The 9,261-nt window shown below is 67.3% G+C and carries 10 protein-coding genes; 5 read left to right on the top strand and 5 right to left on the bottom strand.

Features of this window, described 5'->3' with window-relative positions; translation table 11 throughout:
* Positions 1-2: 2 nt before the first annotated feature.
* Entirely contained in the window at positions 3-482 is a 480-nt protein-coding gene (locus LPA46_RS15535; RefSeq protein ID WP_230893274.1) for an FKBP-type peptidyl-prolyl cis-trans isomerase, read from the top strand.
* On the opposite strand, the gene LPA46_RS15530 is transcribed toward LPA46_RS15535, so the two are convergent.
* Together LPA46_RS15530 and LPA46_RS15525 are read right to left on the bottom strand one after the other, a co-directional pair.
* Positions 483-1,625 (bottom strand): hypothetical protein, encoded by a 1,143-nt coding sequence (locus LPA46_RS15530; protein WP_230893273.1) that lies wholly within the window; start codon positions 1,623-1,625, stop codon positions 483-485.
* The gene (locus LPA46_RS15525; protein WP_230893272.1) at positions 1,622-2,839 is read right to left on the bottom strand and encodes a poly-gamma-glutamate biosynthesis protein PgsC/CapC; all 1,218 of its coding nucleotides are present in this window, start codon (positions 2,837-2,839) and stop codon (positions 1,622-1,624) included. The genes LPA46_RS15530 and LPA46_RS15525 overlap by 4 nt, the downstream gene beginning before the upstream one ends.
* Positions 2,840-2,965: 126 nt before the next feature.
* Here LPA46_RS15525 and LPA46_RS15520 point away from each other — a divergent pair, with 126 nt between their 5' ends.
* Positions 2,966-3,310 carry a hypothetical protein gene (locus LPA46_RS15520; protein ID WP_230893271.1) on the top strand — a complete coding sequence of 115 codons (345 nt, stop codon included), beginning with the start codon at positions 2,966-2,968 and terminating at the stop codon, positions 3,308-3,310.
* Positions 3,311-3,319: 9 nt separating this feature from the next.
* Here LPA46_RS15520 and LPA46_RS19030 read toward each other — a convergent pair whose 3' ends face one another.
* Positions 3,320-3,421, bottom strand: a complete 102-nt coding sequence (locus tag LPA46_RS19030) for a zinc-ribbon domain-containing protein (protein ID WP_330166348.1) — start codon at positions 3,419-3,421, stop codon at positions 3,320-3,322.
* A 26-nt stretch (positions 3,422-3,447) separates the two neighbouring features.
* Positions 3,448-3,765, bottom strand: a complete 318-nt coding sequence (locus tag LPA46_RS15515) for a lycopene cyclase domain-containing protein (RefSeq protein ID WP_230893270.1) — start codon at positions 3,763-3,765, stop codon at positions 3,448-3,450.
* 107 nt (positions 3,766-3,872) lie between these two features.
* Here LPA46_RS15515 and LPA46_RS15510 point away from each other — a divergent pair, with 107 nt between their 5' ends.
* Entirely contained in the window at positions 3,873-5,015 is a 1,143-nt protein-coding gene (locus LPA46_RS15510) for a CBS domain-containing protein (protein WP_230893269.1), read from the top strand.
* Positions 5,016-5,220: 205 nt separating this feature from the next.
* On the opposite strand, the gene radB is transcribed toward LPA46_RS15510, so the two are convergent.
* Complete coding sequence (gene radB, locus LPA46_RS15505; RefSeq protein ID WP_230893268.1) at positions 5,221-5,925, bottom strand: DNA repair and recombination protein RadB; 705 nt, start codon at positions 5,923-5,925, stop codon at positions 5,221-5,223.
* A 104-nt stretch (positions 5,926-6,029) separates the two neighbouring features.
* Between radB and LPA46_RS15500 the strand changes: the two genes are divergently transcribed.
* Complete coding sequence (locus tag LPA46_RS15500; protein ID WP_230893267.1) at positions 6,030-6,752, top strand: hypothetical protein; 723 nt, start codon at positions 6,030-6,032, stop codon at positions 6,750-6,752.
* A gap of 175 nt (positions 6,753-6,927) precedes the next feature.
* Positions 6,928-9,153 (top strand): CDC48 family AAA ATPase, encoded by a 2,226-nt coding sequence (locus LPA46_RS15495; RefSeq protein WP_230893266.1) that lies wholly within the window; start codon positions 6,928-6,930, stop codon positions 9,151-9,153.
* Positions 9,154-9,261 lie beyond the last annotated feature (108 nt).

Raw genomic sequence — 9,261 nt, 5'->3', positions numbered from 1 at the left:
CGATGACAGGACCTATCGAACCAGGCGACCGCGTGCGCCTCGCGTACGTCGGCCGCTTCGAGAACGGGAGCGTGTTCGCGACCTCGGACCCCGAGGTCGCCGCCGAACACGGATTACTGGAGGCACAGGGCAAGGAACGCGAGGAGTTCGAGCTGCTGTCGTTCACCGTCGGCCGCGGGGACGTTATCGAGGGGCTCGACGACGCCGTCGTCGGGATGCGCGCCGACGAGGAAGCCGAAGTGACGGTTCCCCCGGAGGCGGCGTACGGCGAGCACGACCCCGAGCGCGTGCGCGAGTACGACCCCGAGACATTCGAGGGAATGGTCGGGCAGTCGCCGGAGGTCGGGCTCCACGTCGAAGCCGAGAACGGCCTCCACGGGGACGTGACCGCCGTCACCGACGAGCACGTCGCGGTCGACTTCAATCACGAGTTGGCAGGGAAGACGCTGATTTTCGACGTGCGCGTGCTCGCTGTCGACTGATTACTCGACCGCGCGGCGCTCGATTTCCGCGTCCAGCGCGCGCATGAATGGGTGGACGGTGTTCCCCATCAGGTAGACGGGGTGGCCGTGGTCGAGGCAGGCGTCGAGCACCGACTCGGGCGCGGCGGTCTCGTGGTCGTGGTAGACGACGTCGGCGGTCGTCCGGCGCGCGAACATCTTGGCGTGCGTGCCCGCGACGTGGATGCGGTCGACGAAGTCGTTGTCCGCGAGCCAATTCACGTAGTGGACGAACGCGGCGGTTCGGCCGGCGCGGTCGCGGCGCAGGAAGACGAACGGCGTAATCGTGGGCTCTGCGAGTCGCTCGACGAGGTGCTGGCGGAGCAGTTCCGTGGACTCGATGTCGTTCATCATCGCGCCGTTGCAGACGAGGCCACTGCCTTCGAGGCGCGTCCACGACCAGCCGCTGCGGAGGTCGGTGATGTACGATTCCAGTTGGCCGGCGTCGAGCGGGTCGAGGCCGAGCACGCGGAGGGTCTCGTCGACGACGAACGCCGAGCGCGCGCCGAAGACGTCCTCGAAGGGGTGTTCGGGTCGGGGTTCCGCGACGGTGAAGTCGACGTTCTGCTCGCGGAACTCGCGGCGGAGGTAGTCGTTGATGGCGTCGTTTCGGTCGCCGCTGACGACGTGTGCGCCCTCCGGGACGGTGCGCGTGAACGCGCGGGCGATGTCGGGGAGTGTGGCGCCGAGCGTGGACTGGTGGTCGCGGCGGACGTTCACCAATACGACGACGTGGGGGTCGAACAGTTCGTTGGCGAGCCGCGTGGTGTACTCGCGGATGCCCTGATTCTCCGCGACGACGGCGTCGACGGGCCAGAAGTCTCGGAGTTCGCGCTCGTTCTCGTAGAGGCGGACGACGCCGTCGCGCTCGAACTCGCTGGGTTCGAGGTTGTGGTAGGAGATGTGCTCGTTGCCGGTGACCTTCGCGTACGTCTCGAGGCCGCGGGCGACCAGCGCCTCGTTGAGCCAGCGGACGACCGTCGACTTCCCGCGGACGCCCGAGACGGTCACCCGACAGGGGACGTCCTCGACGCGTTCGAAGTGCGAGCGGCCGCGGGTCGCGAGGTCGACGGTTCGTCGCGCAGTGCCGGCGACGCGACCGGCGAGCCCCTCTCGGTCGCTCATCGGTCTTCGTCCTCCGTGGCGACCAGTGGGGAGTCACTGACGTCCGCGTCCACTTGCGCGTCGGCGAACACGGACTCGCGGGCGAACGTCGCGGCGTCGGGTGTCGAGCGTTCGAGTCCGAGGACGTCCCGGACGGCGAGCACTATCAGGATAACGGCGATGGCAGCGTAGCCGATTCCGAGCGGGTCGAGCCCGCTCGCGGGGACCTCCACGAACGCCAGGAGGACGGCGTAGAAGACGACGAACAGCGCCGCGGAAAGGCGGATGCTGGCGGCGCGGTTCTTCGGCGCGACGCGGTGGAGGTTGTACGCGCCGATGCCGGTGAACAAGCCGACGAAGAACAGCGTGATGCCGGGCGCGGGGACGGGCTGTGCTACCCCGATTCCCGCCGCGTACACCAGCCCGGTGACGAGGCCGACCGCGAGGAGGTTCCGGCCGTACAACAGCGACGACCAGTGGACGAGCGAGACGACGAAGAAGACGGCCGTCGCGCCGAGCGCGTACACGATTACGGCGTCGGCGTACCGGACGGTGAACACCGCCAGCAGCGGCACGAGGATGACGCCCGCGAGCCGGAGGTCGTAGCGCGCGCGGAGTGCCTCGTAGACGACGACATCCGTAATCAGGACCGAGATGGCCAGCCAGCGGGGCACGACGTGCGGCGTGGGCTCGCCGACGGGCGTCAGGCCGAGCCACGAGGCGGCTTCGCTGGTCGGCAACAACAGGACGGGCGGGACGCGAGGGTGGAAGATGCCGAGCGCGTAGACGACGGCGAGGCCGAACGCGACGAGGCCCACGTACACGGCGAGCATGCCGAGCAGGTCCGCGCGGCGGTCGCGGGGGTCGAGGCGCATCAGGTTGTACGCGGCGATGCCGGGGAAGATGCTCCCGACGATTTCCGCGTCGTAGTAGGTGACGTCGGAGACGAGAAACGTGAGGACGGCGGTAGTTACGATGGAGACGAGCGCCCCGACGACGACGCCGACGAGGAACACGCGCCGGCCGTGGTTGAGCGTGTACTCGCGCAGCAGCCAGAGCGAGCCCCACGCGGCGGCGGTCGCGACGACGAACACGACCGGCGATATCGGTTCGCGGAACGTGTAGACGACCAGCAGCGGCAACACCATGACGCCGCCGAGTCGGTAGCCGCTGGACTGGGAGACGGCAGCGGTCGCGCAGATGCCGAGGACCATGATGGCGATTGCGGCGAGCACGGGATGCGGGCTCTCACTACGCGGATTGCGAGTTCCACACGTCAATCTACCGGCTATCGGCAGAGCCGTCGGCTGATAGCGCGACAACGGCGCATCGCTTATCGTGCTCGCGGGCGACCTCGCGGTATGGGCATCGAGGCGGCCGGGACCGTCCTGAAAGTCAGCCACCAGCACGGCACGGACACGACGAGTTCGTTCGACGTCGAGCGACTGCCCGCGGTGGACGTAGCGGCGTACGGCGCAGTCTACGAGTCCCGGAGCGTCGACCTCGACGCGCCGCCCGCGGACGCGGACGTGACAGTCACGGTGCAGAGCGCGGCGGGCTCGTACTCGGTGCCGTGTCGCATCGTCCGCGAGCTGCGCCGCGTCAACCCCTGGGACCGCGACGTCTGCGTCCGCATCCCGCGAGACAGCGACACGCCGTTCGACGACGCGCGGTTCCGAACGATTCTCGACGCCGGGACGGAGTGACGAGCCCAATCAGTCCAGTGCTGCCCCGCAGTCCGGGCACTCCTCGTCGACGACGGTCACCTGCGCGTCGCAGTGCGGACAGAACTCCAGCCAGCACGCGCGGTCTCCCATGTTCCCGCGTACCACGGCCACGGCCTTTAGTCCTGCCCGTGGATGGTCTCGTGGAACGCGACGACGAGCGCGGGCACGACCACCATGAAGATGTGCTCTTCGACGGGGATGCCGAGGACGTCCACGCCGGTGCGGAGTTGGATGGCGAACACGCCGATGGTGAGGGTGTACCAGTCCCAGACGTACGCGATTGGGTAGAGTGCGGCGACGGTGACGCCGGCACGCCGGAGCGCGCCCGCTCGGTAGAGGAGGGCGAACGCGAGCGCGCCGAACGCGACCTCCGACGCGAGGTACGTGTACGGCCCGAAGACGGCACCGACATCTGGGACGCCAGCAGGTAACACGGGGCACAGTACGCGTGCCAACACCAAAACTCTGGGAGGGAGTCCGGGGTTCTGGAAGCCGCAACAAAGTTGAAGGCGTTGGTCCGCGACGTTCCACTCGAACGCCCATGGATATCTCTGACATCGCTACGAACGACTACATCGAGGTCGAAGCCGAACAACGGTTGGGGAAGGCTCGCTCTATCTTCGAGGAGGAGAACCCGAAAGGCATCATCGTCACGGAAGCCGGCCAGTATGAAGGCGTGCTCACGGAGCGCAAACTACTCGGCTCGCACATCGAGGACGACACGCGCATCTCCGGACTCACGATGCCCGCGCCGAAAATCGACCGAACCGAGGACATCCGCGACACCGCGCGCATGCTCGTCGAGGGTGGCACGAAAATCGCGCCCGTCTTCGAGGCCGGCGAACTCTGGGGCATCATCACGGAGGACGCCATCCTCGAAGCCGTCCTCGACAGCCTGGACGCGCTCACGGTCGGCCAAATCTTCAGCGAGAACGTCGTCACCATCGAGGAGGACGACAACATGGGCACCGTCATCAACCGCCTCCGCGAGCACGGCATCTCGCGGCTGCCGGTCGTCGACGAGGACGGCTTCCTCACGGGCGTCGTCACCGTCCACGACGTCGTCGACTTCGTGGTCCGGGACATCTCCAAGACCACGCGCGGCGACCGCAGCGGCGAAGTCGAACGCATGCTCGACCTCCCGGTCTACGACGTGATGTCCAGTCCCGTCGAGACGGTCTCCGTCGAGGACTCCGTCCAGGACGCCGTCGAGACGATGCTCGACAACGACTACTCCGGGCTCGTCGTCACGCCCGCTGACGACGACCGCGTCGTCGGCGGCGTGCTCACCAAGACGGACGTGCTGCGCGCGCTCTCCTACACCGAGGAGGACCGCATGGACGTCCAGATTACGAACATCGAACTGCTGGACGCGCTCTCTCGCCAGGAGATTCAAGAGCGCATTCAGGAGGTCGCGAACAAGTACAGCGACATGAACGTCCACCACGCGCACGTGCGCCTCCACAAGCACAAGGAGAAGCTCCGCGGCACCCCGCTCATCATGTGCCAGCTCCGCCTCCGAACCAACAAGGGCCAGATGGCGGGCACCGGCGAGGGTTACGGCGCGGACAACGCCTTCTACATGGCGCTGGACCTCCTCGAGCGCAACGTCCTCGAACACAAGGGCGTCGAGCGCGACGAGGAGTACAAGGGTCAGCTCCTCCGCAAACTCAACCAACTCTAACACGCACTTTTTGCGCTGCGGGCGGCCTGCGGCCGCCCTCGGCAAAAACTTGCGGAAAAAGCACTCCTCCTTCACTTCGCACCTACGGCGCTCCGTTCAGTCGTCGGCCCGCGCTCCCTGCGGTCGCACGGTGAACCGCGTCTCTCGGGCTTTTCAAGCCGCTCGCTCGCGGATGCTTGTACGGGACGTTTGAACGGGGAAGTCGTCAGTACTGGTCGCTTTCGACGCCCTCGATGCCCGTGTCCGTGATTTTGAAGCGCGTGTGCTCGCCCTCGGGCTTCGAGCGGTGTTTCTCGAGGGTGGCGCGGCGGTTGCCGCCGCGGAAGCGGTCGACGCGCATCACGACGCCCGTCCAGTGGTTGAGCGTGTGGCCGCCGAGCGGGCGGACGCGGTCGCTGTCGCTGTCGACGTCCGTGAACACCTGGTTCGTGACGACGACCGCGAGGTCGTGTTTGCGCGCCAGCGAGAGCAAGTGCGTAATCTGGTCGGCGACCCGGCGGAGGGCGTCGCCGCCGTCGTCGGCGTCACGTTCGAGGCGGTAGAAGCCCGTCGCGGAGTCGAGGACGACGAGGTCCGCGCGCTCGGCGAAGTCCGCAGCGTCCCGGACGGCTTCGGCCTGCTCCTCGAAGTCGTGGGCGTCGGAGAGGATGATTCGACTGGAGGCGTCCTCGGGGTCGTCGGCGCGCGCGGTCAGTAGTTGGTCGAAGCGCTCGACGGAGAGTCCCTCGGTGTCGATGTAGACCGCCGTGCCGCCGTCGGCTGCGACCTCGACGGCGGTCGAGAGCGCGACGTTCGTCTTGCCCGCGCCCGGGGGCCCGTAGACCTGCGTGACGGTGCCGCGTTCGACGCCCCCGCCGAGCAGGTCGTCGAGGCCGGCACAGCCCGTCGAGATGTGGGTGTCGTCGCTCACTACCCCTCGATTGGTCGCTCCCGGGCAAAAGACCCCCGGTGTGTCGGCTGCGCGGGGACACGTTGCGGGCAAGCGTTTTGCTGTCGGCGGCCGCACGTGCGGTCGTGATAGTCGTCGCGACGACGGACTTCGAAGTGTACCACGAGGTCGTCGAGGAGCTGCGGGACCGCGACGTGGCGTTCACGACGGTCGAACCCGGCGAGCCGCTGCCGGAGACGACGGACGTCGTCATTACGGCCGGTGAGGATATCGAGGCGGCGGCTCCGGTCGTGGTCGCGGACGCCGAGCGCGCCCGACAGACCGTCGAGGAGGCGCTCGTCTACCTGCGGGGAGGCGAGGGCCGAACCGTCGTCGGCGTCGACCCGGGGACGCGTCCCGGAATCGCGGTGTTGCGCGGCGGGATGGTCGTCTCCGCGTTCCAGGTGCCAATCGAGCGGGCAGCCGAAGTGGTGAGCGAGGAGGTCGCCGGGGAGGACGATGCCGTGGTGCGCGTGGGGGACGGCGCGCGACTGGAGGGCGCACGCATCATCGACGGCCTCGACGAGGTGCGCGTCGAACTCGTCGACGAGACCGGGACGACACCGTTTCTCGGACCGGGCGCGCGCGGCATGGGCGACGTGCTCGCGGCGGCGAACATCGCGCTGATGGCGGGCGAGGAAATCGAGGGGCGGACCATCGAGCCGACGGAAGGCGAGATTCAGGTCATCAAGAGCCGGTCGCGCGAGGAGAGCGAGCAGAACCGCACCATCACGGAGGAACTCGCGCGGAAGGTCGCGCGCGGCGAACTCACGCTCGAGGAAGCGCTGGAGGCGCACCGCGAGGAGTGAGCAGCCGGTGGGACGCGGGCTCTGCTTTTCGAGTACCGGGGTCGCGGCAGAACGGGCGGGAGACAGCACGCCTTTCAGCCCTCGTGTGTTAGAAGTTGACAGCCACGGTGGGGTGTGGCGGAAAGTACTTCCGTTACGACGCCGGATTCGCACACATCCGCCGTAGCCTCCAATCATGAACGAAGTCCAACTTGAGGTGGCGAAAGCCTACCCGAACGACTCGGGCAGGGGTATCGCTCGCCTCGACCCCGACACGCTCCTGCACCTGAAGCTCAGTCCGGGAGACATCATCGAGATAGAGGGTGCCGAGACGACCGCCGCGAAGGTCTGGCGCGCCGACCGGCAGGACTGGAACACCGACACCATCCGCATCGACGGATTCACTCGGCAGAACGCCGACGTCGGCATCGGCGAGCGCGTCAAGATTCGCAAGGCCGACGCCCAGAAGGCCGACCGGCTCGTGCTCGCGCCCCCGGAGGACGCCAGCGTCCAGTTCGGCAGCGACGCCGCCGGCATGGTCAAGCGCCAGATTCTCAAGCGCCCCGTCGTCTCGCGGGACATCGTGCCGGTGATGTCGAGCACGAACCACCCGTTCATGCGCTCGCCGGGGCAGGCCATCCCGCTCATCGCCGTCGAGACCGAGCCGGAGGGCGTCTGCCTCATCACGGAGGACACGGACGTCGAACTTCGCGAGGAGCCCATCAGCGGCTTCGAGCGCACGGGCGGCGGCATCACCTACGAGGACATCGGCGGTCTCGAGAGCGAGATTCAGCGCGTCCGGGAGATGGTCGAACTCCCGATGAAACACCCCCAGATTTTCCAGAAGCTCGGCATCGAGCCGCCACAGGGGGTGTTGCTGCACGGGCCGCCGGGCACCGGGAAGACGCTGCTCGCGAAGGCCGTCGCCAACGAGACGTCGGCGAGTTTCTTCTCCATCGCCGGCCCCGAGATTATCTCCAAGTACTACGGCGAGTCCGAACAGCAACTCCGGGAGATATTCGAGGACGCCAAAGACGACTCGCCGTCGATTATCTTCATCGACGAATTGGACTCTATCGCGCCCAAGCGCGAGGACGTCACGGGCGAAGTCGAGCGCCGCGTCGTCGCCCAACTGCTGACGATGATGGACGGCCTCGAAGGGCGCGGCCAGGTCATCGTCATCGCGGCGACCAACCGCGTCGACGCCGTCGACCCCGCGCTCCGCCGCCCCGGCCGGTTCGACCGCGAAATCGAAATCGGGGTCCCCGACGAGGTCGGCCGCGAGGAGATTCTGAAGATTCACACCCGCGGCATGCCCCTCAGCGACGACGTGAACCTCTCGTCGCTGGCCGACGACACCCACGGCTTCGTCGGCGCAGACATCGAGAGCCTCACCAAGGAGGCCGCGATGCGCGCGCTCCGGCGCTACCTCCCCGAAATCGACCTCGACGAGGAGGACATCCCGCCGAGTCTCATCGACCGCATGATCGTCAAACGCGACGACTTCAAGGGCGCGCTCAACGAGGTCGAACCCTCCGCGATGCGGGAGGTCCTCGTCGAACTCCCGAAGCTCTCGTGGGACGACGTCGGCGGCCTCGACGAGGCGAAAAACGACATCAAGGAGGCCGTCGAGTGGCCGCTCAACCAGCCCGAGAAGTTCACCCGCATGGGCATCGACCCACCTGCGGGCGTGCTCCTCTACGGGCCGCCGGGCACCGGGAAGACGCTGATGGCGAAAGCGGTCGCCAACGAGACCAACGCCAACTTCATCAGCGTCCGCGGCCCGCAACTACTCTCGAAGTGGGTCGGCGAGTCCGAAAAGGCAATCCGGCAGACGTTCCGGAAGGCCCGCCAGGTCTCCCCGACGGTCATCTTCTTCGACGAGCTCGACAGCCTCGCGCCCGGCCGCGGCCAGGAAGTCGGGAACAACGTCTCCGAGCGCGTCGTCAACCAACTGCTCACGGAGTTGGACGGCCTCGAAGAGATGGAGGAAGTGATGGTCATCGCCGCGACCAACCGCCCCGACATCATCGACCCCGCGCTCATCCGCTCGGGGCGCTTCGACCGCCTCGTCCAAGTCGGACAGCCCGACGTCGAGGGCCGCGAGCAGATTCTGAAAATCCACACCCAGGACATCCCGCTCGCGCCCGACGTCAGCCTCCGCGAACTCGCCGAGGTCACTGACGGCTACGTCGGCAGCGACCTCGCGAACATCACCCGCGAAGCCGCCATCGAAGCGCTCCGCGAGGACGAAGACGCCGAAGAAGTCGAGATGCGCCACTTCCGCCGCGGCATGGAGGACGTCCGTCCCACCGTCACGGAAGACCTCATGGACTACTACGACCGCGTCGAAGAGCAATTCAAAGGCAGTCAGAACCCCGAAACCCGCCGCGAGCAGGGCGGCCACATCGGGTTCCAGTAGTCGGACCTTTTTACTTCGTCGGGTGCGCTCGCTACGCTCGCGCACCGCTCCTCGCAAAAATCTACGCTAAAAACGTCCCGCTCGCTCACTTCGTTCGCTCGCGGAGGA

The organism is Halobacterium sp. KA-6 (genome assembly GCF_021029015.1).
GTDB lineage: Archaea > Halobacteriota > Halobacteria > Halobacteriales > Halobacteriaceae > Halobacterium.
The sequence above is the reverse complement of the archived record's forward strand: the minus strand, read 5'-3'. Positions and strand labels throughout refer to the sequence as shown.

Bases quoted from the DNA above. Each gene is read 5' to 3' on its own strand.
- LPA46_RS19030 (WP_330166348.1), bottom strand. From the start codon at position 3,421: ATGGGAGACCGCGCGTGCTGGCTGGAGTTCTGTCCGCACTGCGACGCG.
- LPA46_RS15510 (WP_230893269.1), top strand. From the start codon at position 3,873: ATGGATATCTCTGACATCGCTACGAACGACTACATCGAGGTCGAAGCC.
- LPA46_RS15530 (WP_230893273.1), bottom strand. From the start codon at position 1,625: ATGAGCGACCGAGAGGGGCTCGCCGGTCGCGTCGCCGGCACTGCGCGA.
- LPA46_RS15520 (WP_230893271.1), top strand. From the start codon at position 2,966: ATGGGCATCGAGGCGGCCGGGACCGTCCTGAAAGTCAGCCACCAGCAC.
- LPA46_RS15495 (WP_230893266.1), top strand. From the start codon at position 6,928: ATGAACGAAGTCCAACTTGAGGTGGCGAAAGCCTACCCGAACGACTCG.
- LPA46_RS15535 (WP_230893274.1), top strand. From the start codon at position 3: ATGACAGGACCTATCGAACCAGGCGACCGCGTGCGCCTCGCGTACGTC.